The following is a 25,040-nucleotide window of genomic DNA, read 5'->3' as shown; positions in this document are numbered from 1 at the left end:
CCTAAATCGTCGAAAATCTCCGGCGGCTGCCACGGTTTAACAAAATTTTAATTAATCAGTAGACGGTCAAAACACGCCGGAAGTAGGTCAAATTACTTCCGGTTTTTTTTGCCTATCGGTTTTAGGGTAAATATCTACGGCGTCGCGATGATCCTCCTTCCTTCGATCTTAAAATGAACACCTTTGGTCAATTCAAGTTTGTGCAGTAGCTGTTCTACGTGTTCATACCGGGATACCCCGCCCCAAAAGGTTTTTTTCGGGCTGACACCGCGGTAAACAATTTCCACATCATACCAACGGGCTACTTTGCGCATAATACTCTCAAGCGACTCATCATTAAAAATAAACAACCCGTCTTTCCAGCTGGTTACTTCTTCAGTGTCAGCCTCCTTTACTTTTAAACTGTCGTTTGTCAATACGGCCTGTTCGCCAGGTTTAATAAAGACCGATCGTTCGCCATGCTCAACCTGCACAGAACCTTCCAGCAAAGTGGTTTTAACCGATGGCTCATTGGTATAGGTATTAACATTAAAATGTGTGCCTAAAACCCTTATATTCTCATCGGCGGTTTGTACAATAAAAGGGTGCGTCTTATCCTTTGTAACCTCAAAATACCCCTCGCCTGTTAACCTCACGATCCTTTCCTTACCGGCAAATGCTGTGGGATAATATAAGGACGAAGCTGCATTTAGCCAGACATTGGTACCATCCGCCAGTACCAAATGCCATTGCCCGCCTTTGGGCGTGGTGGTCGTGTTATATTGTACCAGCTGATTCGGTCCCTGCTTTTCCACGACGTAAGTGATTTGCCCCTTTTTATCTTTAATAACCTTTATCCCGGCGGTTTGAACCAAGGCACCGCTCTTAGCATCGTTTAAATAGATTCTTTGCCCATTGGCTAAGGTCAGGACAGCCTTATTACTACCTGGCAGGATGGCGGCCGCCAACTGGGGTCTTTGTTCACCCCGCAACAGCCGGTATGCGCCTAAGCTTATGATAACCAAAACCGAAGCCGCAGCTGCGATCCTGGCCCAGAGCGGTATTATCCGCTTCTTCGGCAGATCCCGGGCCAGTCTCCGGCGGACGGCCAGGAGGTCGGCTAACAATTCATCTTCACTCAGGTCAAACGGCCCAGCCGCGCCATGCAGCAGCCAATCCTCTATCAAGACTTTCTCTTGTTCGGTGGCGGTACCCGCCCGGTACCTTGCTAAAATTTCTGTTGCTTGTTTTCGTTCCATTTATAACACCATGACAAGCAAGTCGGCGTAAGGGGTGAGTCGAAAGGATCTTTTTTTTAAATTAAAAAACGAAGAAGAAGAAAGGCCCCAGTTTTGTTTTCAAGGCCTTCAGTGCGCTGTGCATCTGGCTCTTGACCGTTTCTTCGGAAACACCCAGTTTTTCGGCGATCTCCTTTCTGGTCAGGTTGGTTTTTCGGCTTAATTCAAACACAAGGCGTATTCGCTCCGGCAGGGCCGCAATCTCGTGCTCTATAAATTCATTAAGCTCATTATACCGCACCAGATAATCGGTACCGGCCGCCGGCGACTGGTCAAGATAGGATTGAAAAGAATCAATGTAGCGGCTGGCTACTTTTTGACGCGTAACCACATTAATAATACGGTTACGGGTAGCAGTATACAGGTAGGCAGACAAATTATTGGTCAGAAACAGATCCTGGTGACCTGTCCAGAAATGCAGGAACAGTTCATGAATAACATCCCTGGCTTCCTCACGGTCATGCAAACGTTTATAAGCAAAAACATATAACAACCCGTTATAACGATCATATATCTCTGTGAACGCGGCATGGTCGCCCTGCTGCAACAAGGCTACTAATTCGGGATCAGAGAGGGTACTTAAGGCGGTCATAACAATTGGGTTAACAAATTTAGCATTTTGGCCGGTATTTGGCAAATATGCTGTTATGGATCGTTTGATATCCATTTAGCACATGAAATGCTACCGGGATCCGGGAGAATAAGTGGCTTTTTTGACCGTATATCGGTTAAACTTCCGGCGTTATTTAATAATATAAGTGTTATTCCAGTTACCGCTAACGCCGTAATAGGTGTATAAGGAGGTATTTGCCGCATCAAAAATTTCAGCTTTGATTGCTTTGACGGCTCCGGGACATACCGCTATATAAACGGCAAGGCCGGGTGCCGGGGTATATTTAAGCTGCCCTATCCCCTGCCCGTTAAACAGGAATGGTATACTAACATTGCCTATGGTCGCTATCGCATTACAGTCGTTACAGGTAACCTGTATCAATGCAGCGCCCTTTGTTCCGTTAAACCAATCGTAAGTATTTAATGTAACGCCTTGCGTGGTGCCGGCATTGTTACCCAATGTATCAGGTTTAATAGCGCCGGTATTGTTTTTTGAAGATATTGGTGCGATGTTAGCCTTTAAACAGCCCGTTAATAATAAGGATAATAAAATTGCGTATACAGGCTTCATGTTGAAATTACGCAGCTGCCCGGGGTATCCTAAGCAGCTACGGGTACCACTTAACAAAAAGCAATCCAACCAAATTATCTGTAAGCGGGGCGATAAACAGGTGTGGCAAGGGGGCATATCTTCCGCATAATGCGAAAAAAATTCCCGCTACGGCCGACCATCGCTGCCCTTAATTTTTTACCCGGTTCTGCTCATCCTCGGCAGCATTATTACCTTTTTTTCGCTGGCCGGCAATTGTTTGGCCAAACCGATAACTTAATGACAACACTGCCGTGCGCGTATCGCTGATATTGCGATAGTCGGCTTTCGTGGCGGCAAGGTTATTAATCTGTCCGCTATTAGTGAAGCTGTGGAATATATCATTAACCACTAATTTAACCGTGGTGCCGGCAGTTAATTTTTTTGATAACGCAGTATTCAATTTCCCCCGGTTACCAACAACAAACTGGCCGCTGGTAATTTTGCTTTGGTAGCCGCCATCCAACTGTACCGTCCAGTCTTTGCCCGGTTTAAACTCGGTAACGGGTTTGATAAAATAGAAGGTACCCTGCGTATTTAACGTACCGGTATAAAAGTCGCTGACAACATGGATATTTTGGATAAAGCCGAACAGGTGAAAGTTAAACCATTTAGCTGGTTCAAAGGCGGCGTCTATCGTCAGGCTTTTTATTACCGTACTGCCTAAATTGCCTGGGCGGCTGTAATAAATCCCGTTTAAAATTTCAATGGTTTCGTTAACATCATCATGGCTTTTACTGTAACTGACCGAGCCGGTAATATTATGCCAGCTATAAGATAGTTCGGTGTTTTGTGTATAGGATGGTTTTAAAAAAGGGTTGCCCGTATAATAGGTAAATTTATCCAGCGGTTTAAGGAACGGGTTCAGGTCCTCGAAATAGGGCCGGTCAATGCGGCGGCCATAAGTAAGGCTTAACAATTGTTTGCCGGCCGTATCCAGTTTGTATTGCACATAAACGGTTAGAAACAACCCGTTATAGTTTCTTTTAAATACCGAGTCTGGTTTTTGCACATTACCCAGTTGGTGCCCGTTAGAGCCGGTGTTTTCAAAACGCAGCCCCGTTTGTACTGACAACCGTTTCCAATCACGGCCGGCGTTTAAATAGGCCGCATTGATGTTTTCTTTATAGATAAAATGGTTGGTTTTGGTATAATCCGGTGAGACTGCCGAGCCAACGGTTTCAAAATATTCGGCGATATTATCAGTTCGGGTATAGCTGGTTTTCAGCCCGGCATCAAGCTTGAGCCCATTGCTTAATGGATGCGAATAATCGGTTTTAAAAGCGTAAATATTGATATTAGATGGTAAACTGCCGGTCAGCAGGTCGGTGCCGGTAAACCGGCCGCCGGGCAGGTAAGAACTGTTAAGAAAAGTTTGCTGCTGCTGATCCGTATAACGGATATAATCAAAATCAGCAGCCAGCTCGGTCCCTTTTTTGTCATATTGGTGACGATAATTCAGGTTGACGCCGCCATTTTTAAATTTTTCATACGTCCGGTTATCAGCAAGTATGGTCGAGTCGGGTTTGTTACCGGCGTCCAGGCTTTGGCTGGCAGCCAGCGTATTTTCATCAGAAGGTATGCTAAGGCCGGTTAAGCCGATACCCAGTGTAGTTTGATCTGACAGGTAATAATCAACAGCCAGTTTGCTACGGTAGTTTTTAGCCGTGCGCCTGATAAAGGAGTTTTGAATAAAATTAGATGCCGCGCTGCCATCCGGTTTAAAAAAATGCCGGTTAATATTCAGGTCATTAAAATTATTATTGGTAAGGTAACCCAGGCTGCCGGAAACGTTGAGCTTGTTATTGCGGTAATTAAAATTAAAGCTATTATTGGTTTTGCTATAAATACCCTGTGAATAGGACAGGTTTATCCCCCCGTTGAAGCCTCTCAGTTTTGATTTTTTTGTTCGGATATTGATGATACCGCCGTTTCCGGCGGCATCGTATCTGGCCGGCGGGTTGCTCATCAGTTCCACCTGGTCCATCGCCGATGATGGTAATGACCGCAGGTAACTCTCAAGCTCCGCACCGGATAAGTAAGTGGGCTTATCATCAATAAAGATCTTAACGCTTTTGCCCTTCAGGCTGATGGCGCCGTTTTCGTCAACAATTACGCCCGGCGACTTTTCCAACACGTCAAGCGCAGTCGACCCGGTATTGCTGATCAGCGCGTCCACATTAACCACGGTCCGGTCAATCCGATGCTCTACCAACGGCTTTTGGGCATTAATAGTAACTGCATTTAAACCGACGGCGTTGGGCACAAGCGTTATTGACAGTAACTTATTACTGTCTAACCGGATAATCCCGCTATGATAGGTTTGAAAGCCCACACTGCTTACCGTCAGCTTATAACGTCCCTGTTTTTGATGTTCAAATACAAAGCCGCCCGCGCTATCAGCAAGTGCCGTTTTTACCAATATGGAATCTGCAGCGGTATTCAGGTATATCGTTGCGCCGTCGCCGTGTTTTATCTTACCGGCTATTTTAAAAGTTTGGGCGTAGCCAAAAGTTGCGGCAATAGTAAGCCAGGCGGCTATAAAAGCCGTTAATTTTAATTTCATAAGTAAGTGAGATTAAGTCTTAATTTTTAGGGTTGTCAACTACGCTATTGGTTTCCTGCTTTTTGCCGGTATCGAAATTATACATCCATGACCATTCGCCATTGCCAACAACTTTAACATACTTTCTCCGATAGGTTTGGTATACATCGTCCGGCTGCTTTTTGCTATTAACAATAAATTCATTCGTGCTGATCTTAAAGGATAAGTTATCCGTCGTACTGATAATACCATCTTTAAGCATATCATTGATGATGGCTGCTTTCCTGGTATCATCATTAACGGTTGCGTAAGCTTTATAACCGGGAGCGCTAGGATCATGCGGCGGTATGGATTGATAGGCTGATGGATGAGCCGGGTACGGAATATGCCGCATAGTGTCCCCGGCAGCTGCACCAGCCGAATCCGGCCGGGCAGGGATTGCTTTTTTGTTCGCAGCTTTTTTAAGTTTATTTACCGTATCGGCATAATCAACGGCTGATTTGGGTTGCAGGCGGGCGCCGGGTAAACTGATTATTTGGGCAACTTTATGTTGGGTAGTTACAACCAGGTTTTCTATTTTTTTGGCGTTGGTAAAAGCGGCAACAAATAAACCTGTGGTTATAAGCGTAATTGCCAGCAATGATTTTTCTAGGTGGTTCAGTGAATGGTTTTGGCTGGAAATCAACCGCGTTACGCGGTTTTTTAGATGCTTTTTATTGTCTTTTAAAGCCATTGCAAAAGCTGGTGCAGAGCCCTCGCGGTATTCCTGGCAGGCTACCAGCGCTTTGATGTAGGCAACCGTACTGCTGCTTTGCGCAACGGCGATATCGTCGCAACAGTTTTCCCGTTCTGCCCGGATGAGCGAAGACAGCCACCAGATGGCCGGGTTAAAGAAAAATATAATTTCCAGCAGACTTTGCAGCAGGTTCACTGCATAATCTGCCCGCCGGATATGGGCAAGTTCATGTACCAGGATAGCTTCAACAGCCTCTGCAGGCAGGGACGCCAGCAAACCGGCCGGAATTAAGATCAGCGGTTTAAGATAACCAACTACCAGCGGAACTTTCGCAATACCTGATTCAGCGAGCCTGACACTACGGTGAATACCCAACTTTCGCGATAATAAGGCCACCCTATCGCTCCATTGCCGGTCAACTTCATCAACGTACCGGCGCCGCAGGGTGTAAATATTTTGTAAACCCATTGCAAGCTGCAGGCAGCGGGCGCAAACAACCAGGAACCAGATCAATACAATAGTGCCGGAGTTACGGAACAAATAGTCGCTAAGATTCTCAAAAAAACCAACCTTTGCATAGTTGGGCGCGATGGCTGTTGCCCCGGTGAAGACAGTTAAGGCAGGAGATGTAAAAACGGCAGATGCCCCCCTGCCGCCGGATGTTAAAGCGTTTACAAACGTAATGCCTGTTACTAAAGCAAACAACAACATTGCGGCCAGCAATAAATTATAACGTTTGGCGGGTGATGACCGGCGGGTCAGCAACACGATGAGCCCGGTAATGACGGCTAAAATTAAACCTTGCCAAACTGAAGCCATCAGCGTTGTACAAAGTGCTTTAACAATAACATTTTCCATAACTTATTCTTCTAATTTTTTGATCATTTCCTTGATTTCGTCTAACTCATCTTTCGAAGGTTTTTTATTTCCGATAAGTTGCATCATGAGTTTACCGGCAGAACCTTTATACATTGAATCCACAAATTTATCCAACAAATACGATTTAGTCTTTTGTTCGTCCTCGGCTACGCTGTAAATATGTTTCATCTGGCCCTCGTCCCGGTTAAGCATGCCCTTATCAACCATCAGTTGCATTTGCTTTAAAGTGGTTGTGTAGTTTACTTCTTTCTGATGTTGCAGTTTATTGTTTACCTCACGCACAGTTGACGGCCCCGATTCCCACAATACCTGTAAAATTTCCAACTCAGATCTGGTAGGCTCTAATGCCTTGTTTTGCTCTTTATCACTCATAATAAAACCAAGGTACGATTTTTATCGTACGATGCAAATATTATCTTAATATTTTTTATACAGCACTTATCCGGAGTGGATTTTCGTAGAAAAAAGAGGAAAGCGAGAGCCGGAAAATTCAGTTACGGGCCGGGTCATTGCTCAGGGGGTGATCCGCTTTTGGTGATCCGCTCCTCAAAAAAAGGTAAAAAATGACTGTTTTTAAACTTGTTGATTATCAATAATTTAGTTGAGATTTCAGTTTAAAAATCCTGACGAATAAGGTTGATCCAAAGTGATCCGCTAAAAAAGTCAACTATCTTATTTTCAAATAGTTATTTAAAAACGATGATCCGGGTGATCCATATTTTTAAGTGGATCAGCAACGGCCTCCTACCCTTTCCCAAACAAGGCATGCCCGAGCCAGCAACCGACGATGAGCGCGATTATGATTAATACAAAGAAGATATACTGCCGGGCCCGAAGCTTGTCAATTGTCTTTTGCAGCTCCCTGATCTGTGATTGGTTGGACAGCTTTTCGTTTTGCAACCGCATATTTTGTTGTTGAAGTTTTGCCTGCGTCCCGCCAATCTCTACCGGTTTTTCCTGTTCCAGTTTATAACGCCTGGTAAAGCCGCCTTCTTTCAGAAATTTTTCTCCTTTCGGCTTCAGCACCAGCTTCTCGGGCAAATCAAACGGACCGGGTTTGCCTGATGCCGCTATAAACGATTCCCTAAGCAATACCTGCACCATAGCGAAAGCGGTGGCTTCATCCTGGTCAAAAAGCTCAAGCAACTGTGTACGCGTAAGGCTGTCGGGAATACCAAAGGCTTCCAGGACGGCATCCAGCATTTCAGCTTCATATTCATTCAATTCCGTCATGGCAGCAAAGTTGGCAATATTTTAAGAAGCAGCCAAATGAGAGGGGCAGCTTAAATTGCCCTTTTCTCCATAAAATGACGTAAAAGTAAAGTATATCAGGCTGCGGGGCGGTAGAACCTCTTATTTTGCAACCAGGGGCCGTCCTTCAAAAACTATCCCCGGCCAGCCGTGAACCATAAACTGCCTGATATTTTGATGATCCGCTGCATCAGGATGGGCCAGTACCGACTGATAATGTTCTGCAAATAAGTAAAGCGTATCTGCAGCACTTAAGTGATTTAGCCGGGCAAAGGCAAAAACCTTCGCACTGCCCTGGTTTTGGGCTGCTTCGTTATAGGCCTCACCATTTTTAAATGCCGTTGGCTGATGTTGGTAGTAGGTTTCTATAAATTCAATCACATCCTTAAACGCCAGTGAGTTTTCTTTTAAAGCTGTAATTAAGTTAAGTAGTTGCTGTTTCATTTTTAATATAAGACCGTAAAATTTGATTGATTGATTTCTCATCAAACTTACTAATCATCCAATCCTTTTCCATCAAGAATTTCTCAACCCTTGACCCGCAGGCATTTGACTATTTTGTTTTAGTTGTATATAATTCAAACCTTAAGTGCCCCACGGAAGCCCCTGGCGGCATAATAGGATTCTGCCCCGTTATGGTAAACGAAGACTGTATCGTAACGACGATCGCAAAAGAGGGCTCCGCCCAGTTTCCTGATACCGGCAGGTGTCTTTACCCAGCTCGACGTCTTCAAATCGAAGCTTCCGAGTTCCTGTAGTCCGCGATATTGTTCCTCGGTTAAAAGCTCAATACCCATAGCGGCAGCCATATCAACAGCGCTGTCTGCCGGTTTATATTCTTTTCTCGAATCCAGCGCTTCGCGGTCATAACAAACGCTTCTGCGGCCCTTTGGGCTTTCCGCCGAACAATCATAAAAAAGGTATTCGCCCGTATTTTGGTCGTGACCGACAACATCGGGTTCGCCGCCGGTCAATTCCATTTCATTTAGCGTCCAGAGTTTTTCGGTATCAGCTTCCAGCCTGGCCATGACCTTAGGCCATTCAATACCTTTATGGCGATCTCTGTTTTTCTCAAAACGCGTTTTCAATGTGTTGAGCAGTTCTTCACGTTGTTTTGGCAACAAATCTTTCTTCATACTAATGTTTATTGACTGATTGAAATGATCTTTCTGTCCGCTGGTCTGAAATACCAGGATACTACTGTTAGGATCAATAATAATATCGGTCCAAAAAATTCTTTGGCACCATCTCCGCCGGCTAAGTGCGAAAATACCGCTCCTGTCATGATAAAGAAAAAGCCTGCATAAGCCCATTCCTTTACTAGCCCAAATTTAGGAATCAGGACAGTTATAGCCCCTAAAATTTTCCACACACCTAATATCGTTAAAAAATAAGCAGGATAGCCCAGATGGGTAATACTATCCAGTCCCCCTGCTCCTGCTTTCGCTTTTAATAGTTGTACTGCCCCGGTTGATAACATTCCAAGCGCCAGCCAGATCGTAGCAATCCAGTAAATGATTTTATTCCTTTTTGCCATGGTATGCTATTTTAATTTATTGACGATGTCCTGCAATCGGTTATGAGCCATATTTATACCCTGGGCAAACGGCAACCGAAGTATCTGATCTCTTATTGTAACTGATTTATAGACGATATGCATAGTGAGTTTGCTGGTGCCGTCAGCGAGTTGTTCAAATTCCAGGAATTCAAGCTGAACAGCAAAAGGCGTGTTCTCCATCTCAAACGTCCGCGTGATTTTTTGTTCCGGAACAAAATCATGGATCACTCCATTTGCCTTAAATACCACATTTCCCTGAACATCGCTGGTTTCAAACCGGTAACTGCCGTGCCTTTTATTTTCAAGTTTCTGCACTTTCGTTCCCATCCATTGCTCAACAATTTCAGCATCGGTATAAGCTTTAAAAAGTAAGGCTAAGGGTAAATCAAATTCCCTGGTAATCACCAACTCCTGTTTACCCTCTTCCGCTTTAATTTTTGTTTTTGATTCCATGCTATTCGCTTTTATATTTCTTCATTATGGCTTCCAGTTTATTAAACCGATCATCCCACATTTGGCGGAACGGCTCAATAAAGTCGGCCACCTCTTTCATTTTTTTTGCGTTGATATGATAATAAATCTCCCTGCCATTTTGTTGCTGTTCAAGCAACTCGCACTCGGTAAGTATTTGCAGGTGTTTAGAAACAGTCGGCCTTGCCGTATCGAAGTTTGAGGCTATTACGCCTGCTGTCATTGACTGCGAAGCAACCAACAGTAGTATCGCCCTTCTTGTCGGGTCCGCAATGGCTTGAAATACGTCTCGTCTTAAATTCATCTTGTAGCTATATGACTACAAATATATGCGTAGCTACTTAACTACGCAAATATTTCTAGATTTTTCACAGGATAAATCAGCCAAAAACGCAAAGCCCCGGTAAACGGGGCTTTGCTACATACTGTAAAGTTGTCTCTTATTTAGCAGTTGGATACCAATTCCGCAATCTTACTTCAATATCTTTATCACCGGCATTAACCAGGCTTTTAAATTGATTAACATCCTGGCCGCGATAGTGATAAGGGTAAACTACCTTCGGTTTAAAGGCCAATACTGCTTTTGCCGCGGTTACAACATCCATGGTATAAGGGAGGTTCATGCAAACAAAAGCGATGTCAATATTTTTGAGTGAACGCATTTCGGGGATGTCTGCGGTGTCACCTGATATATAAATATTTTTACCACCAATATTTAATAGGTAGCCATTGCCCCTGCCCTTTATATGAAATGCCTTTGGCGACTCCGGTAAATTATACATGGGCATAGCAGTAATGCTGATGCCGATCTGTTTAACTGTCTCTCCATTTTTAACGATCACCAGTTTCGACCTATCTGTTGTCGGCGGCATTTTATCAGCTACCGCTTGCGGAACCAATAGTACAGCATGATTTGTGTTGATCGCATCAAGAGTTTTTGGATCGAAATGATCACCGTGTATATCAGTAATCATGATCATGTCAGGCGTTGCCAAACCTTTAAAAGCTTCCGCGCCGCCAACCGGATCAACATAAATATTTTTATGCTGATAGCTAAGTACCAGCGTAGCATGATTAACCGGCTGAATGGTTAGCCCGGTGCCTTTTATCATTTCATGATCCGGGGTTATTAACTGCGCTCTGGCAGACGACAGGCCTATAGCCGCAAAAAGGGCCAGTATAATTTTAACTTTCATGGTTGTTGTGTTTGAATATATTACTAAACTAAAAATAATATTCTAATGTTTGGTTGGCTTTTACTGTTACACATATTGGCTCTTAGTGAAACGGTATCTAACTATTTCTTCCAGATACACCTATAGTTAAACCGCCTGTTTGGTGCACTATCGCCACTGGTACTCAATGATATGGGGTCTTCCAAACTTGCTGCATTATCGCTCCAGTGGTAATCAAAGCTTATGGCGTTCCCTTTTAGTTTCAGCAATATACGCGGAACAGCGACTTCGAATTGATTGCCTTTGTACCGGTAATTGATCCGAGCTGCCTCAATCCAGTGATCCCCGGGTGCCTTGGCATCATACTGCATTAATGTCGTTGTTTTGCTGTCGATCACCTTTTTATTGATCATAAAATCATACCCGTACCAACCGGTAGCCGGGTTTTGATCGGCATCCAGCAGCAGCAACATCCAGTTATTACCCGATGATCTGCTGAGCGGCTGGTCGGTTTGTGCATAGAAATATATATTCGCATTATCTACCCCAACCTTACAGGTCAGGATATCATTCCGGCCCGAAGTATCCGTATAATGCAAACCTCCGTAACCGTTATAGTCGCGGTGTATCACATCTCCTTTTGTATCACGGTATTCCGTCCGTATCATGTCCCAGTCATGAAAATTGCCATCAATTTTGATAGGGTTAACGCCTTTTAATACCGGGACTGGCCTCGCTCCTTTATAACGCCGGATATTTTCGGCCATCTGCATGTAATAGTTGTCGGTATAGCCACCTTTCATGGGCTGTATGGCACGGTTAAACTCGGCGTTATACTGGTCGACAAAAAAATAAGAATTTTTGCGGCGCATAAAATCAAAGGTTTTACCGGCGTCGGGCTGATATTTACCTGCGGTCCACTCGTTCCAGTCGTTCAGGTATAAAAATGACGGATCAGCTTTCAATGCTTCATCCCAGCGCTCCTGGAAATAAATCCCGTAGCCTTCGGGATGTTCCACTTTCTTTTTCAGCCATGGCACATAAGCTTCAACCGGCATATCCCGGGCGTTGAGTCGGGGTTCGCCATCGGCCCTTGACCAGGATTTACCAACCAGGCTTGACGGGTGTTGTGCCGGGGTAACCGCCATTTCTTCGCGCTTACCAAGGTGCGTGGCCATTAAACTATCCGGATTTAGCGCCCTTACCTTTTTATCACCCAGATCATACCCAAAGCTCCAGTTATCTTCTGTGCCTACATAGCGCTTACCGGCCCATTTATAGTAACCCCACCACATACTGCGCTGCGTAAATGTATTTTTAACCTCCCGGGTATAATCCGTGTAGAATTTATCTGTATAGTCCTTATCGCCATAATGAGGATTGTTTTTATCCGTAAGTGCGGCCCCGTCATAATGCGGATTGGGGTTTTGCTGCACATTACCCGTGGCATCTTTGGCTTGTGGTGTGCCGTTATACAATAACAAAGGTTTACCCTCCCAATAAAACCAAAGATCCTGGTACTTATGGACCTTATAAATTTTATCATACAGATCCTGAACTACCGTGATGACCGGGCCGTTATATGCCCAAAAACAAAATTGCGGCACTTTATTGCCCTCTGCCTTCATTTTTTCCATAACGGTAAAAATGGTTTCCCACTCGCTCCAGTACCTTACGGCATTGGTGACATCAAATATCACCACATCAACTCCCGCGTCGGCAAGCATTGACATATCTTTACGGATAACATATTCATCGCGGCTTAAAAAATAGCCCATCTCGGGCTCACCCCAATGATATGAGCCCTCTTTCCACTGCGGATTATGCGCATCGAGCCTGGCATTCGAATCAGCTGCCAAAACCCGGGTTACATCTGCCGAATATGGATTTTTCATACCGGCCAGGTTATCACTGTGCCAGGTAATGTAAAAAATGCCCACCACTCGCTTATGATCCGTTTTTATCGGGCCAACCACGTTAAACCCGGGCATTGTACGGCCAAGCGCATCGGTGGCAACCCAGGTATCCGGATATAAATCACGGTATTTATTTACTTGTAACCGGTTCTGCGCCGCTGCATATAATGCAGACATTAGGAAAAAAGAAAATACCAGGGCCGTTTTTTTCATGGTGGATTAGGACTATACTATCCAAACATATTAATAAACCTGTATATAACCTGCGTTGCATTTTAAAAACGATTAAAAATCGCAAAAAAAAGGCCTGTATCAAATTGATACAGGCCTTTTATCTTATCGCGTTGCTAATTACTCAGCTGCAGGTGCTTCTTCAGTATCAGCGGCTTTCTTTTTAGGAGCTGCTGCTTTTTTTACTTTTGGTGCTGCTTCTTCAGCCGCCGGAGCTGCTTCAGTTTCTGCTACAACCGCCGTTGCTTTTTCAGCAACCGGTTTAGCGGCTGCTTTTGCTTTAGGTGCCGGTGCGGCATCTTCTGCCACAGGTGCAGTTGCAAAAGGAATAACTGATACGTATGAACGGTTATCAGCTTTCTTTTTGAAAACTACATTACCTGCCGTCAAAGCAAATAAAGTATGGTCTCTGCCGATACCTACGTTAAGGCCCGGATTGTGTTTTGTACCACGCTGACGTACGATGATGTTACCTGCTATTGCCGGCTGACCACCAAATATCTTGATACCTAAACGTTTGCTATGTGACTCGCGGCCGTTTCTTGAACTACCGGCCCCTTTTTTGTGTGCCATTTTCTTATATTTTTATGACCGGCCTTTCGGCTGATCGTTTTAAAAATCTGATTATAAAGTGATACCGGTGATCTGGATCTTGGTAAATTGCTGACGGTGACCGTTTTTCTTTTTGTAACCTTTTCTTCTTTTCTTTTTGAAGATTATTACTTTATCACCTTTTAAATGAGACAGGATCGTAGCAGATACCTTAGCGCTTTTCAAATCAGTTCCTAATTTGAATTTACCTTCGTTTTCTCCTAACAACACATTGTCAAATTCAATACTAGCGCCCTCGTCACCTTGTAATCTGTGTACAAAGATCTGCTGGTCTTTAGCAACTTTAAATTGCTGTCCTGCTATACTTACTATTGCGTACATGGTTTGTTAATTAATGTTTTAAAATTCGAGGTGCAAATATAGGAATTACATTTTCAATATGCAACAACGTTCTCAATTACTTTTCGCATTGCTTTTTCAATGCATCAGCATACCCTGGTGGAATTGGTTGCCCGCCAAGCTTGTCGCACTCATTATAATATTTTAAGGCGTTAACGCAATCTTGTTTATAAAAGTAAGCTACTGACAGTTTAAACAATGTATTTTGATTAACCGGATCCATTTTATATGATTTAGTAAACAAGTTAATAGCATTATTTAAATCGTTCTTATCGTGTTTAATCACAAAATATCCCGTATAAATAGTGGCTTTATCAGTGAGGATGTTTGAACTGTTAGGGTTGATGGCAAGACCTTTGTCTAATTGCTTTAAAGCCTCATCATAGTCATTAAATGAAAAATATATTGCACCAAAACCCCAATATACATTCTCGTTTTGATGATCAAGCAACCATGCTTGATTAAAGCGGCGCATCGCTGTTTTAATATCACTCTGATATAAATACTTAAAGCCCAGCTGAACCATATGCTCGGATGCTTTCCGGTAAGTTCCGTCCTCTTTTAGGCAAAGTTTAATAAAGGTATCGTCTTCGGCTAATTGCCCCTTGGTTTTTGCAACATTTCCATACTCGGGTATTAAGTTAATCTCGGTTTTAGCTTCTTCTTTCCATTGCGTATAATTAAATTGCTGTGCAAATGAAGAAAAAGAAATTAAGAGGGCAGGCAATAACAAAAAGCTTTTCATCTATGACTATTTTTTCTGATTAGCCTCTTCAGTCTCCAAAACCTGCGTTATTTCCTTTATCAGGCGCTGGTTGGCGTCCACCAACCTTGGGTCGCCGTTAAAATTGGCATCAAACACCACCTTTTTACTTTTACGTTTATATTTAAACTCGATAATATAACGCAACGGCTGGGGGCCGTTTTTTAAACTGTCGCCGGTTTCATTAGCAGGAAAATCCCAGAAACCCAGATCAGCAGCTTTACGGTGCAAATACAACAGGTCCTTTTGATTAAGGTGCAAATGCTTTTTAACCAATGAATCGCGGTTGTTCAAATATTGGTAATTTCCGGTTTTTGAATCATATTTATTGATCAGGCTATCCCGGTTGCCGTATTGGATGTTCATAGAATCAAACTCTGTAAACTTATAAGGTGCGTTTTTTAACATCATGCCATAATAATAAATACAGTAGAACAAAAACGGAACGATTATACTGACAGCGAGGAATATTTTTTTTGAGTTAGATAACATATAAATTAATTATTGAATTATTGAATTATTGATTATTCTATAACGATAGGGTTGCCTTCCGTCAATTCGCCCTCCCACTTACTTACTACTGCCGTAGCCATCGCATTGCCTAAAACGTTGGTGGCCGATCTGCCCATGTCTAACAATGGGTCAATCCCGATCAACAATGCCAATCCGGCTTCGGGGATATTAAACATCGCTATTGTACCCGCTATTACTACCAGCGACGCACGCGGCACACCGGCAATGCCCTTACTGGTTAACATTAAAGTTAACAACATAACAAGCTGCTGGGCAAATGAAAGGTGAATATTGTAAGCCTGGGCTAAAAACAAGGAAGCGAACGTCATATACATCATAGAGCCGTCCAGGTTAAATGAATAGCCAAGCGGCAATACAAAACTTACAATTTTGTTACTGCAGCCAAAGCGTTCCATTTCAATTAACACCCGTGGATAAGCTGCTTCGCTGGTTGAGGTACCAAACGCTACCAACATGGCATCCTTTATACTGTTAACCAGTTTAAACACGCGGCCCTTTAATACGAAAAACCCCGCCAGGATAATGGCCGCCCATAGTATGATGAGTGAGAAATAAAATTCGCCGATAAATATGGCATAGGTTGACAATATACCCAATCCCTGTTTAGCGACTATGGCTGTAATTGCGCCAAATACGGCGAAGGGCGCCAGCATCATCACGTAACCGGTAATTTTCAGGATAACATGCGCTATAGCATCAAATGCCTTTACCACAATCTCACCCTTCTCGCCTATTGCGGCAGTTGCAACACCAAAAAACAAGGCAAATACCACAATCTGCAATATCTCGTTGTTTGACATCGACTCGAAAAAACTCTTCGGAAAAACATGACTGATGAAGTCTTTTAAAGAAAGAGCCGTCCTTTGTATTTCGGTACCTAAATGGCTGTCAGGTAACATCAGGTGCATTTCGCGGCCCGGTTCAAATAAATTAACCAGTACCATGCCCAATAATAACGACACCAGCGTTGCGCTTAAAAACCAAAGCAGCGTTTTACCGCCAATACGGCCCACAGCCTTTATATCGCCAACTTTGGCAACACCAACAACCAACGTGGTGAACACCAGCGGCGCCACAATCATCTTTATTAATCGTAAAAATATATCACTTAAAATAGTAAAGTATTGTACTTTACCTTCACGTATGCCATCATTTAGTTTACGGATTTTAGCCTGGGATATTCGCTGCGCCTGCAGATCTTTATAGTTAACCGAAGTGGTGTCTTTTATCAAAACCAACTTATTATCAATAACCTTGATTGCGGTTTCTGCGGCATTAATTTTGTTATTGTAAGCAGTAATTACAGATACATTATAGATGTAGCCAACGATCACACCTAAAATAAGCGCGATAAAAATGTAAAACGTAAGCTTGTTTTTTTTCATTTATATAATATAACGGTGCGAAGCTACAACTATTTACTATTTTGCTAAAAATATAAATTCAATAACATGAGCACAGCCACTTATGGCTTACAGGATATAAAAAAAGAATTACAGCACTTATCAGGCCTGCAAATAGCAGATCTGTGCCTGCGTTTGGCGAGGCATAAAAAAGAGAATAAAGAACTGTTGGCCTATTTATTGTTTGAAGCCGATAACCAATCCGCGTTTATTGAGAAAGTAAAGGCCGAGGTTGGTTTTATGTTTAGCCAGCTGCCGGTGCGAAGCTATGATGCCGCAAAATACCTACGTAAAATTTTAAGGCTGATAGGTAAATACGTTAAATTCATCGCATCAAAAGAAGCGGAGATTGAATTGTTAATAAACTTTTGCAACAACTATATCCAGTATGCCGATAGCCGGACACCTTACAAACCCTTACGGCTTATTTTAGTGCGGCAGATTGAAAAAGTGCGCGTAGCGGTTGGTAAATTACACGAAGAGCTGCAGTTTGATTACGTTAATGACTACAACCTGATGCTGGAAGATGCCGCAAAAAAGTTAAGCTGGTTTAATAGGAACGATTACTTGTTGTAACAATACGCTTATCTTTGCATCTAAATAAAAAGTGACCTATAACTGTGGCCGAAAAGGAGATTGTCTTTAAGCAAATATTTGAAGCTAATTCAAAGAAAATATTCCATTTGTGCTATAGCTATACCGGGGATGATGATGCTGCGAACGACCTTTTACAAGAAACATTTTTAAAAGTTTGGCAAAACCTGGATAAGTTCCGTAATCAGGCGATGATATCAACCTGGATATACCGGATTGCGGTAAACACCTGTTTGACGTATCTCAGATCTGAAAAACGCCAGGCAAAGGATGAGCTTACCCCACAGATAGCCGAAACCAAAATGGAAGAGGTTTCTGACAAAAATGAGCAGGTTGCTTTATTATATAAGTGTATATCGAAGTTAGAGGAGTCAGAAAGAATTATAATAACGATGGTGCTTGACGAAATGCCATATCCTGAAATAGCAGAAATATCGGGGATATCGGATGGAAATCTGCGGGTGAAGATTTTCCGTATTAAACAGAAATTGACAGAATTATATAATCAATATGAAAGACTTTGATCATTTAATGTCGGTCTGGCAGGAACAGCCAAAGAAGGATCAGCTTTCAGTGGATGATGTGCTGAAACAGGTAAAGAAAGGGATGAGCGCCCTGAGCAGGAAATTGCTGTGGAATATTACCAGTATGACCATTTCTTTTGCGGGCTTGTTTGCAGTGCTGTTGTTTTTTGTCTTTAACTCATGGATAACTTACCTGGGGATAATCATCATACTTATTACTATTATTTTATCCTTGATGATGATGTTGCGCGATTACCGCATCATTAGTAAACAGGATAGAACCATTAACCCTGCCGACTATCTGCAGAGCCTTAAAGAATATCAAAAAAACCGAGCCGAAGTTTATGGATGGATGTTTTACCTATACGTATTTTCAATAAATACAGGCCTGTTACTCTATTTTTATGAGGTGCTGCAAAATACTTCTACAGGTTTTAAAATAGTGGCCTACGCTGTTTATTTTGCCTTCATCTTATTTTCTACTTTTTATATCAGGGGCCGGTTTGTAAAAAGCGAGCAGGATAAGCTTAACCTGATGATTGACCGCCTTATCCGCCTGCAAAACCAATTTGATTAACCGGGTTACTTTGAATGACCTGATTACCCGGTATTTATAACCCGCACTGATTATTAAGACGCTGACAATTAATACACTGAATAAGTATTTAAAAGTTGATTTCGCCTGCATGTTATAAAGTAATATTTCTTGTTATTTTGTGTGACTATAAATGACGATGAAAACCAGACCGTATGTAACAGCTGCCAAAATAACTTTAGCGACAAGCATTGGTTTATACCTTATTTCATTAACCCGCGAATGCTATTGCGTTACCGGCTCATGCGGCGACCATTGGTCGGGCCTTTACCTTGTAGCCCTGGGCGCTATTGGCGGAATTATGAGTGTAGCCGGGTTAACGTGGTATGCCAATCCGTTGCTATGGGTAGCATGGTCGCTTATAAACAAAAGCCCTCAACGAACAGTCCTTTTTAGTTTGGCCGCGGCAATAATAGCCGCATCATTCCTGCTGGCTACCAAAATAACGGATGTCAGGGCCGGCAGATCATCTTTTATAACCGATTACAGATCAGGTTACTGGCTATGGCTGGCAAGTATGGTAACTATGCTGATCGGCAGTATCCTGGTTTATCTTTTAAAAAGGAAAGAATGGCCTGCAGAGCGCTTAGCATTACTTAAGGTTGATTTTAATAACCGGCGTGATGGTGGAGTAAAGCTTGTTACAAAGGGAGCTACCGCCAGGCAGGGCAATAACAAGAAGATAAGATTATATGACGACATGAGGGCAATTGTATGGGATGAAGACTACGATAACGATAAAGCTGATAACCTGGCTGTTGAGGCCCTTGTTAAATACAGTAATAAGCACCAATGCTGGATCGCGTGGTTCAATAATGACGACTTAAAACACGAATCGCAACGGGAAAAACCGCTGCTTGATAATTGGGACTAATCCGTGCGAAATCAATGCACATTTTTTATATTTTTGCAGGGGTTTATAATAGCACTAGCTCCGGCCCTATCACCAATAAATGGATATATCAGTTGTAATACCTTTATATAACGAAGTTGAATCATTACCCGAGCTTACCTCATGGATAAGCAAGGTAATGGATGAAAATAATTTTCTGTACGAGATTGTGTTGATTGATGATGGCAGCACAGACGGGTCGTGGGAAATGATCCATAAACTCCGGTTAAACAATCCTTTTATCAAGGGGATTAAGTTTAGGCGCAACTATGGCAAATCGGCTGCTTTAAACGTTGGTTTTGACGCTGCAGAGGGCAACGTAATTATAACGATGGATGCTGACCTGCAAGACAGCCCGGATGAGATACCTGAATTATATCGCCGTATAGTTGAAGAAAAATACGATCTGATATCGGGCTGGAAGGCAAAACGGTATGACCCGATCACCAAAACCGTCCCTACTAAATTATTTAACTATGCCACCCGTAAAATGTCGGGCATTAATAACCTGCACGATTTTAACTGCGGCCTTAAGGCTTACCGTAAGGCGGTAGTTAAAAATATAGAAGTGTATGGCGAGATGCACCGTTATATACCCGTTATAGCCAAATGGGCGGGGTTTACAAAAATTGGCGAGCAGGTAGTTGAACACCGTGCCCGCAAATACGGCGTTACAAAATTTGGGTTAAGCCGTTTTATAAATGGTTTCCTGGATCTGCTTTCGATATTTTTTGTAGGAAAATTCGGCAAACGCCCAATGCATTTTTTTGGTGCTATGGGCAGTTTAAGCTTCTTTGCAGGTACGGTTTGTGCCTTATGGATAATAAGCGATAAACTTTACGATATTGCCCACCACATCAAATATCAGCGCGAAATAACTGCCCAGCCATTGTTTTACATTGCGTTGGTAGCTATAATTATAGGTTCGCAGTTGTTTTTAACCGGCTTTGTTGCCGAACTGGTAGCCCGCAGCGCCCCCGAGCGGAATAAATACCAGATAGAGGATAGTATTTGATACACAAAGGCATGATGTGTAGACCTGCAAATAAACACGAGCCATTTTTCAACAACTTAATCCCAATTAAAAAAAAACTGCACATTTGCACTTTTGCATATCTGCACATTGTATAACATATGTTTTTTTCCATCATTATACCTTTATACAATCGCCCGCAAGAGATAAAAGAATTGCTGGAGACGCTTACGCTACAGCGTTACAAAAACTTTGAGGTGCTGGTTATTGAGGATGGATCAACAGACGACGCCGAAGAAATTGTTAAGAGTTTTTCAGGACAGCTGGATATAAAATATTTTGTAAAAGAAAATGCAGGGCAGGGCTTCGCGCGCAATTTTGCTTTTGAACGCGCTGCAGGCGACTACTTCATCATATTTGATTCTGACTGCCTGATCCCCGAAGATTACCTGGAGATCGTTAATACGGCTCTTGCCGAAAACTGGCTTGATGCCTACGGCGGGCCGGATGCAGCACACCCATCCTTTACCCCTACCCAAAAAGCCATTAGTTATGCCATGACGTCGCCGTTCACCACCGGCGGTATCAGAGGAAACAAAAACGGAATAGGCCAGTTCCATCCGCGTAGTTTCAATATGGGGCTGTCAAGGCAGGTATGGGAAAAAGCGGGCGGCTTTATCATCACCCGCTCAGGCGAAGACATTGAATATAGCATCCGTATCCATTCAATGGGCTATAAAATAGGGCTTATACCACGTGCCAAAGTGTACCATAAACGTCGCACCAGCCTTTTGCAATTTTATAAACAGCTCCATTTTTTTGGCAGGGCCCGCATTAATGTTTATAAATTTTACCCCCACGAGCTTAAGGCGGTACATTTCTTCCCGGCGATATTTACTTTAGGTGTAATATTTACAGCTATTGCAAACATTTTTGGCTGGCCAATTGCTACTTTATGTAATGTGATTGCCGTACTTATTATTATTTTGATATTTTTTCACTCATTAAGTAAAAACAAGTCGGTAAAAATTGCATTTTTGAGCGTAATGGCTTCCTTTATTCAATTAACCGCTTACGGGTTGGGTTTTATGCAGGATTTCTGGAAGCGCGTAATATTAAAAAGGTCGTAAACAAGTATGTATCATCCATTTTCTGTAGCAGAAACCACCAAAACTGCCTGGACTATTTTTAAAAAAAACTTTATCACTATAATTGTTTACTCATTTATATCGTTTTTGCTGCTTTCCATTCTGGGTATCATAATAGAATATTTGATCTCGCCCGAAGCATTCGCGGGCAAAATGACGGTTTCTTTTATCATGATATTTGTACAGGCCTACACCACACTTGGGCTCTATAAATTAATTTTTACGGTGATTGACAGTGAGTATTACGAATTTGAATTCAGGCAGGTATTGCCCGCCTTTAAAAGTATAGTGAGCTATCTTATCGTGGTTTTCTTTATCGCTTTCCTGGTGACCACATTTCATTTTTTGATGGTAAAATTTGATAACTATCCCAACATTCAGACGGTTCTTGAAAATATTGCCGCCATTGTAGCGCTTTATATTGCTTTACGTGTTATGTTTTTTATCACGTTTGTGGTTGACGACCAGTCGGGGGCTTTTGAATCTATCCGCCAAAGCTTTGAACTTACCAGGGGTTATTTTTTCAAAGTATTGATAATGCTGGGCATAATTCTATTATTCATTGCGCTTCCTGCTGCTATTTCGAGGTATGACGGATTTGGATTTGTATCAATTGCCATCATATTTACGTATCCCCTTGTTAATATCCTGTTGGCGGTAACCTATCGCAAGCTGGTTTACAGCCACCAGGATGTGGATGACGATATTGCCGAAACAAATTAAGCTATGGGTTTAAAAGCCATATTAAGCAAGGTTTTTGCCGCATGGGTAAATACAGACCTCAATCGCATCCGCAAAAACGCGGTACAACTACAGCAAAAAACTTTTGAGTACCTGGTACACCATGCCCAAAATACGGCATTTGGCAAAGATCATAACTTCAATCAGGTAAAAACCTATGAGGACTTTAAAAAATACGTCCCCATCCGCGACTACGAAGAGCTGAGTTCTTATATTAAACGCACTGCCAATGGCGAAGCTGATGTGCTCTGGCCCGGCAAACCAACCTATCTCACCAAAACATCAGGCACTACATCAGGCGTAAAATATATTCCCATAAGCAAAGAAAGTATGCCCGAGCATATTAAAGCTGCCCGCAATGCTTTATTGAGCTATATCCATGAAACTGGCAAGTCTGATTTTCTGGATGGTAAGATGATATTTTTACAGGGCAGCCCGGTGCTTGCCGAGAAGGCCGGCATACCTACAGGCCGGTTATCGGGTATCGTCGCGCATCATGTCCCGGCATATCTTCAAAAAAATCGCCTGCCGAGCTATGAGGTTAATTGTATTGAGGATTGGGAGGAAAAGGTTGACGCCATCGTAAAGGAAACAGCGAAGGAGGATATGCGCCTTATATCAGGTATCCCGCCGTGGTGCCAGATGTATTTCGACAGGCTTTCGGCAATATCAGGCGGCAAAAAAATAAAAGATATCTTTCCCAATTTTAAATTATTTGTATACGGAGGGGTAAATTTTGAACCCTACCGGTCCCGCATGCAGGAGACCATTGGTTTTGCTATTGATTCAATAGAAACCTACCCTGCCTCAGAAGGTTTTATAGCTTTCCAGGATTCACAAAAAGAAAAAGGATTATTACTGTTGGTTAATTCAGGCATCTTTTATGAATTTATACCTACTGATGAATATTTCAATGAAAATCCGACCCGGGTCAGCTTGCAGGATGTGGAATTAGACAAGAACTACGCGTTAATATTGAACACAAACGCAGGTTTATGGGGGTACAGCTTGGGCGATACCGTAAAATTTGTCTCCAGGAACCCCTATAAAATATTAGTGACCGGACGTATTAAACATTACATTTCTGCGTTTGGAGAACATGTTATTGGCGAGGAAGTTGAACAGGCGTTAATGAGCGCAGCTAACCAGGAGGGAATTGAAATAGTTGAATTTACGGTAGCGCCGCAGGTAAACCCGCAAGCAAACCAGTTGCCTTACCACGAATGGTTCATAGAGTTTGTTACTGAACCTAAGGACCTGAAAAGCTTCTCATTAAAAGTTGATAAAGCCTTACAAGCAAAAAATATTTATTATTTTGACCTTATTGATGGTAACATTTTGCAACCTTTGATCATCCAAAGCCTGAAAAAAGATGCGTTTATTAATTATATGCGTTCGCAGGGTAAACTTGGGGGTCAAAACAAAGTGCCGCGGCTGGCCAATGACCGGAAAATAGCCGATGGATTAAAAGAATATATTCTTTAAGAATTGAGTAACGATATTAAAAATATAGCCATTCTTGGCTCGACAGGTAGTATAGGCACACAGGCGCTGGAAGTGATAGGCGAAAACCCGTCATTATTTAAAGCTTATGTTTTAACTGCTCACAGTAATGCCCATCTGTTGATCATACAGGCGCTGCAGTTTAACCCCGCCTATGTGGTCATTTGCGACGAAAGCAAATACCCCGAGGTAAAACAGGCCTTGGCAGGCACAGCAACTAAAGTACTTTCGGGCATCAATTCAATTATAGAGATTGTTACCCATCCCGAAATTGAGGTTGTGCTTACGGCGATGGTGGGATTTGCCGGTTTGGAGCCTACCATAGCTGCGATAAAAGCGGGCAAAAACATCGCGTTAGCAAATAAAGAAACCCTGGTTGTTGCCGGAGGGCTTATTACCGAACTGGCCAAACAACATGGCGTTAAAATATTACCGGTTGATTCTGAACATTCGGCTATTTACCAGTGTCTGGCCGGCGAAGAGGATAACACTATTGAGAAAATTATCCTGACAGCTTCGGGCGGCCCTTTTAGGGGGAAAACTTCTGACTACCTGGTAAACGTAACGCGCGAGCATGCGTTAAAGCATCCTAATTGGGTAATGGGGGCCAAAATAACAATCGACTCGGCTACGTTAATGAATAAAGGGCTGGAAGTAATTGAGGCTAAATGGCTTTTTGATCTTGAGGCAGAACAAATAGAGGTTATTGTCCATCCGCAATCTATCATCCATTCAATGGTTCAGTTTGAGGATGGTTCACTAAAGGCACAGATGGGATTGCCGGATATGAAATTACCCATACAGTATGCGCTGGCCCACCCCGGTCGTTTAAAAAATAATTTTAAACGGTTTGATTTTATGGATTATCCTAATCTTACCTTTGAAAAGGCGGATATTAAAACTTTTAAAAATCTGGGGTTAGCATTTGAGGCACTAAATAAAGGCGGTAATATGCCTTGCATTGTAAATGCGGCTAATGAGGTAGCGGTTGCAGGTTTTTTAAATAATGAGCTGGGCTTTATGGCCATGAGCGATATTATCGAAAGCAGTATGCAAAGCATTAAATACCAAACCCAACCTACCCTTGACGATTATTTGAATACTGACAAAGAAACACGCATATTTGCGCAAAATTTAATAAAACAAATGCCGGTAAAGGCATACAATTTAATATAAAGA

General features: G+C 42.6%; 28 protein-coding genes. 9 read left to right on the top strand and 19 right to left on the bottom strand.

The window, feature by feature from the left end:
- Positions 1-134 precede the first annotated feature (134 nt).
- From LJ658_RS13385 to LJ658_RS13295, 19 genes are all read right to left on the bottom strand, one after another.
- On the bottom strand, positions 135-1,238 hold the full coding sequence (locus LJ658_RS13385) for a FecR family protein (RefSeq protein WP_230547029.1): 1,104 nt from the start codon (positions 1,236-1,238) through the stop codon (positions 135-137).
- A 61-nt stretch (positions 1,239-1,299) separates the two neighbouring features.
- The gene (locus LJ658_RS13380; protein WP_230547028.1) at positions 1,300-1,869 is read right to left on the bottom strand and encodes an RNA polymerase sigma factor; all 570 of its coding nucleotides are present in this window, start codon (positions 1,867-1,869) and stop codon (positions 1,300-1,302) included.
- 150 nt (positions 1,870-2,019) lie between these two features.
- Positions 2,020-2,460, bottom strand: coding sequence for a hypothetical protein (locus LJ658_RS13375; RefSeq protein WP_230547027.1), 441 nt, complete (start codon positions 2,458-2,460; stop codon positions 2,020-2,022).
- A gap of 169 nt (positions 2,461-2,629) precedes the next feature.
- A complete protein-coding gene (locus LJ658_RS13370) occupies positions 2,630-5,044 on the bottom strand; it encodes a TonB dependent receptor (RefSeq protein ID WP_230547026.1) in 2,415 nt (804 codons plus the stop codon).
- 19 nt (positions 5,045-5,063) lie between these two features.
- Positions 5,064-6,617 (bottom strand): M56 family metallopeptidase, encoded by a 1,554-nt coding sequence (locus LJ658_RS13365; RefSeq protein WP_230547025.1) that lies wholly within the window; start codon positions 6,615-6,617, stop codon positions 5,064-5,066.
- Between the two features lie 3 nt (positions 6,618-6,620).
- On the bottom strand, positions 6,621-7,010 hold the full coding sequence (locus LJ658_RS13360; RefSeq protein ID WP_230547024.1) for a BlaI/MecI/CopY family transcriptional regulator: 390 nt from the start codon (positions 7,008-7,010) through the stop codon (positions 6,621-6,623).
- Between the two features lie 372 nt (positions 7,011-7,382).
- On the bottom strand, positions 7,383-7,871 hold the full coding sequence (locus tag LJ658_RS13355) for a hypothetical protein (protein ID WP_230547023.1): 489 nt from the start codon (positions 7,869-7,871) through the stop codon (positions 7,383-7,385).
- Positions 7,872-7,991: 120 nt separating this feature from the next.
- Positions 7,992-8,333: a HopJ type III effector protein gene (locus tag LJ658_RS13350; RefSeq protein WP_230547022.1), complete on the bottom strand. Its 342-nt coding sequence runs from the start codon at positions 8,331-8,333 to the stop codon at positions 7,992-7,994.
- Between the two features lie 134 nt (positions 8,334-8,467).
- Positions 8,468-9,025, bottom strand: a complete 558-nt coding sequence (locus LJ658_RS13345; RefSeq protein WP_230547021.1) for a DUF4256 domain-containing protein — start codon at positions 9,023-9,025, stop codon at positions 8,468-8,470.
- Between the two features lie 8 nt (positions 9,026-9,033).
- Entirely contained in the window at positions 9,034-9,426 is a 393-nt protein-coding gene (locus LJ658_RS13340; protein WP_230547020.1) for a DoxX family protein, read from the bottom strand.
- Between the two features lie 6 nt (positions 9,427-9,432).
- Complete coding sequence (locus LJ658_RS13335) at positions 9,433-9,900, bottom strand: SRPBCC domain-containing protein (protein WP_230547019.1); 468 nt, start codon at positions 9,898-9,900, stop codon at positions 9,433-9,435.
- Between the two features lies 1 nt (position 9,901).
- The gene (locus LJ658_RS13330) at positions 9,902-10,222 is read right to left on the bottom strand and encodes a helix-turn-helix transcriptional regulator (protein WP_230547018.1); all 321 of its coding nucleotides are present in this window, start codon (positions 10,220-10,222) and stop codon (positions 9,902-9,904) included.
- A 136-nt stretch (positions 10,223-10,358) separates the two neighbouring features.
- The gene (locus LJ658_RS13325; RefSeq protein ID WP_230547017.1) at positions 10,359-11,114 is read right to left on the bottom strand and encodes an MBL fold metallo-hydrolase; all 756 of its coding nucleotides are present in this window, start codon (positions 11,112-11,114) and stop codon (positions 10,359-10,361) included.
- Positions 11,115-11,215: 101 nt separating this feature from the next.
- Entirely contained in the window at positions 11,216-13,222 is a 2,007-nt protein-coding gene (locus LJ658_RS13320) for a hypothetical protein (RefSeq protein WP_230547016.1), read from the bottom strand.
- 138 nt (positions 13,223-13,360) lie between these two features.
- The gene (gene rpmA / locus LJ658_RS13315; protein ID WP_230547015.1) at positions 13,361-13,813 is read right to left on the bottom strand and encodes a 50S ribosomal protein L27; all 453 of its coding nucleotides are present in this window, start codon (positions 13,811-13,813) and stop codon (positions 13,361-13,363) included.
- A gap of 51 nt (positions 13,814-13,864) precedes the next feature.
- Complete coding sequence (gene rplU / locus LJ658_RS13310; protein ID WP_175269628.1) at positions 13,865-14,173, bottom strand: 50S ribosomal protein L21; 309 nt, start codon at positions 14,171-14,173, stop codon at positions 13,865-13,867.
- A 76-nt stretch (positions 14,174-14,249) separates the two neighbouring features.
- Positions 14,250-14,936 carry a M48 family metallopeptidase gene (locus LJ658_RS13305; RefSeq protein ID WP_230547014.1) on the bottom strand — a complete coding sequence of 229 codons (687 nt, stop codon included), beginning with the start codon at positions 14,934-14,936 and terminating at the stop codon, positions 14,250-14,252.
- 6 nt (positions 14,937-14,942) lie between these two features.
- A complete protein-coding gene (locus tag LJ658_RS13300; RefSeq protein ID WP_230547013.1) occupies positions 14,943-15,365 on the bottom strand; it encodes a hypothetical protein in 423 nt (140 codons plus the stop codon).
- A gap of 113 nt (positions 15,366-15,478) precedes the next feature.
- Positions 15,479-16,873: a dicarboxylate/amino acid:cation symporter gene (locus tag LJ658_RS13295; RefSeq protein WP_230547012.1), complete on the bottom strand. Its 1,395-nt coding sequence runs from the start codon at positions 16,871-16,873 to the stop codon at positions 15,479-15,481.
- A 66-nt stretch (positions 16,874-16,939) separates the two neighbouring features.
- On the opposite strand from LJ658_RS13295, the gene LJ658_RS13290 reads away from it, so the two are divergent.
- The 9 genes from LJ658_RS13290 (at position 16,940) to LJ658_RS13250 (ending at position 25,037) form a co-directional block, all read left to right on the top strand.
- Positions 16,940-17,467, top strand: coding sequence for a hypothetical protein (locus tag LJ658_RS13290; RefSeq protein ID WP_230547011.1), 528 nt, complete (start codon positions 16,940-16,942; stop codon positions 17,465-17,467).
- A gap of 44 nt (positions 17,468-17,511) precedes the next feature.
- Entirely contained in the window at positions 17,512-18,009 is a 498-nt protein-coding gene (locus tag LJ658_RS13285) for an RNA polymerase sigma factor (protein WP_230547010.1), read from the top strand.
- Positions 17,996-18,586: a hypothetical protein gene (locus tag LJ658_RS13280; RefSeq protein WP_230547009.1), complete on the top strand. Its 591-nt coding sequence runs from the start codon at positions 17,996-17,998 to the stop codon at positions 18,584-18,586. Before LJ658_RS13285 ends, LJ658_RS13280 begins: the two co-directional genes overlap by 14 nt.
- Before the next feature lie 157 nt (positions 18,587-18,743).
- A complete protein-coding gene (locus tag LJ658_RS13275; protein ID WP_230547008.1) occupies positions 18,744-19,478 on the top strand; it encodes a hypothetical protein in 735 nt (244 codons plus the stop codon).
- A gap of 79 nt (positions 19,479-19,557) precedes the next feature.
- The gene (locus LJ658_RS13270; RefSeq protein WP_230547007.1) at positions 19,558-20,511 is read left to right on the top strand and encodes a glycosyltransferase family 2 protein; all 954 of its coding nucleotides are present in this window, start codon (positions 19,558-19,560) and stop codon (positions 20,509-20,511) included.
- Between the two features lie 119 nt (positions 20,512-20,630).
- Positions 20,631-21,599, top strand: a complete 969-nt coding sequence (locus tag LJ658_RS13265; RefSeq protein ID WP_230547006.1) for a glycosyltransferase — start codon at positions 20,631-20,633, stop codon at positions 21,597-21,599.
- Between the two features lie 6 nt (positions 21,600-21,605).
- On the top strand, positions 21,606-22,340 hold the full coding sequence (locus LJ658_RS13260; protein ID WP_230547005.1) for a hypothetical protein: 735 nt from the start codon (positions 21,606-21,608) through the stop codon (positions 22,338-22,340).
- 3 nt (positions 22,341-22,343) lie between these two features.
- Positions 22,344-23,843: a GH3 auxin-responsive promoter family protein gene (locus tag LJ658_RS13255; RefSeq protein ID WP_230547004.1), complete on the top strand. Its 1,500-nt coding sequence runs from the start codon at positions 22,344-22,346 to the stop codon at positions 23,841-23,843.
- Positions 23,844-23,846: 3 nt separating this feature from the next.
- Positions 23,847-25,037 carry a 1-deoxy-D-xylulose-5-phosphate reductoisomerase gene (locus tag LJ658_RS13250; RefSeq protein WP_230547003.1) on the top strand — a complete coding sequence of 397 codons (1,191 nt, stop codon included), beginning with the start codon at positions 23,847-23,849 and terminating at the stop codon, positions 25,035-25,037.
- Positions 25,038-25,040 lie beyond the last annotated feature (3 nt).

This window comes from Mucilaginibacter sp. UR6-11 (assembly GCF_020880695.1).
Classification (GTDB): domain Bacteria; phylum Bacteroidota; class Bacteroidia; order Sphingobacteriales; family Sphingobacteriaceae; genus Mucilaginibacter.
The sequence above is the reverse complement of the archived record's forward strand: the minus strand, read 5'-3'. Positions and strand labels throughout refer to the sequence as shown.

Coding starts and splice junctions, on each gene's coding strand:
- LJ658_RS13385 (WP_230547029.1), bottom strand. CDS start 1,238: ATGGAACGAAAACAAGCAACAGAAATTTTAGCAAGGTACCGGGCGGGT.
- LJ658_RS13380 (WP_230547028.1), bottom strand. CDS start 1,869: ATGACCGCCTTAAGTACCCTCTCTGATCCCGAATTAGTAGCCTTGTTG.
- LJ658_RS13375 (WP_230547027.1), bottom strand. CDS start 2,460: ATGAAGCCTGTATACGCAATTTTATTATCCTTATTATTAACGGGCTGT.
- LJ658_RS13370 (WP_230547026.1), bottom strand. CDS start 5,044: ATGAAATTAAAATTAACGGCTTTTATAGCCGCCTGGCTTACTATTGCC.
- LJ658_RS13365 (WP_230547025.1), bottom strand. CDS start 6,617: ATGGAAAATGTTATTGTTAAAGCACTTTGTACAACGCTGATGGCTTCA.
- LJ658_RS13360 (WP_230547024.1), bottom strand. CDS start 7,010: ATGAGTGATAAAGAGCAAAACAAGGCATTAGAGCCTACCAGATCTGAG.
- LJ658_RS13355 (WP_230547023.1), bottom strand. CDS start 7,871: ATGACGGAATTGAATGAATATGAAGCTGAAATGCTGGATGCCGTCCTG.
- LJ658_RS13350 (WP_230547022.1), bottom strand. CDS start 8,333: ATGAAACAGCAACTACTTAACTTAATTACAGCTTTAAAAGAAAACTCA.
- LJ658_RS13345 (WP_230547021.1), bottom strand. CDS start 9,025: ATGAAGAAAGATTTGTTGCCAAAACAACGTGAAGAACTGCTCAACACA.
- LJ658_RS13340 (WP_230547020.1), bottom strand. CDS start 9,426: ATGGCAAAAAGGAATAAAATCATTTACTGGATTGCTACGATCTGGCTG.
- LJ658_RS13335 (WP_230547019.1), bottom strand. CDS start 9,900: ATGGAATCAAAAACAAAAATTAAAGCGGAAGAGGGTAAACAGGAGTTG.
- LJ658_RS13330 (WP_230547018.1), bottom strand. CDS start 10,222: ATGAATTTAAGACGAGACGTATTTCAAGCCATTGCGGACCCGACAAGA.
- LJ658_RS13325 (WP_230547017.1), bottom strand. CDS start 11,114: ATGAAAGTTAAAATTATACTGGCCCTTTTTGCGGCTATAGGCCTGTCG.
- LJ658_RS13320 (WP_230547016.1), bottom strand. CDS start 13,222: ATGAAAAAAACGGCCCTGGTATTTTCTTTTTTCCTAATGTCTGCATTA.
- rpmA (WP_230547015.1), bottom strand. CDS start 13,813: ATGGCACACAAAAAAGGGGCCGGTAGTTCAAGAAACGGCCGCGAGTCA.
- rplU (WP_175269628.1), bottom strand. CDS start 14,173: ATGTACGCAATAGTAAGTATAGCAGGACAGCAATTTAAAGTTGCTAAA.
- LJ658_RS13305 (WP_230547014.1), bottom strand. CDS start 14,936: ATGAAAAGCTTTTTGTTATTGCCTGCCCTCTTAATTTCTTTTTCTTCA.
- LJ658_RS13300 (WP_230547013.1), bottom strand. CDS start 15,365: ATGATGTTAAAAAACGCACCTTATAAGTTTACAGAGTTTGATTCTATG.
- LJ658_RS13295 (WP_230547012.1), bottom strand. CDS start 16,873: ATGAAAAAAAACAAGCTTACGTTTTACATTTTTATCGCGCTTATTTTA.
- LJ658_RS13290 (WP_230547011.1), top strand. CDS start 16,940: ATGAGCACAGCCACTTATGGCTTACAGGATATAAAAAAAGAATTACAG.
- LJ658_RS13280 (WP_230547009.1), top strand. CDS start 17,996: ATGAAAGACTTTGATCATTTAATGTCGGTCTGGCAGGAACAGCCAAAG.
- LJ658_RS13275 (WP_230547008.1), top strand. CDS start 18,744: ATGAAAACCAGACCGTATGTAACAGCTGCCAAAATAACTTTAGCGACA.
- LJ658_RS13270 (WP_230547007.1), top strand. CDS start 19,558: ATGGATATATCAGTTGTAATACCTTTATATAACGAAGTTGAATCATTA.
- LJ658_RS13265 (WP_230547006.1), top strand. CDS start 20,631: ATGTTTTTTTCCATCATTATACCTTTATACAATCGCCCGCAAGAGATA.
- LJ658_RS13260 (WP_230547005.1), top strand. CDS start 21,606: ATGTATCATCCATTTTCTGTAGCAGAAACCACCAAAACTGCCTGGACT.
- LJ658_RS13255 (WP_230547004.1), top strand. CDS start 22,344: ATGGGTTTAAAAGCCATATTAAGCAAGGTTTTTGCCGCATGGGTAAAT.